Here is a 228-nt window from a genome sequence, read left to right on the forward strand (position 1 = left end):
TTTGTGTAAAATTTGCAATCATTAAGTCAGCGACATTATCATTTAAAAATTTAACCCTATCGTTTGCATTTACTCCAACTAGTTCGATTTTGGCACCTCTTCCTATTATTTTTTCACCAATTTTTTTAGCTAGCTCAACTTCAAACCCTTCAAAATTACCATTCCCATCTAAAACAGAAAATGGGGGCTGCGATAATCTTACGCCTATCTTAATACGCTTTTGACTTT

General features: G+C 33.3%; 1 protein-coding gene. It reads right to left on the reverse strand.

Annotated elements, in window-relative coordinates:
- Positions 1–228 (reverse strand): transporter substrate-binding domain-containing protein (locus F1B92_RS08770; RefSeq protein ID WP_154571457.1); only part of this gene is annotated, 228 nt, incomplete at both ends.

This window comes from Campylobacter portucalensis (assembly GCF_009690845.1).
Lineage (GTDB): Bacteria > Campylobacterota > Campylobacteria > Campylobacterales > Campylobacteraceae > Campylobacter_B > Campylobacter_B portucalensis.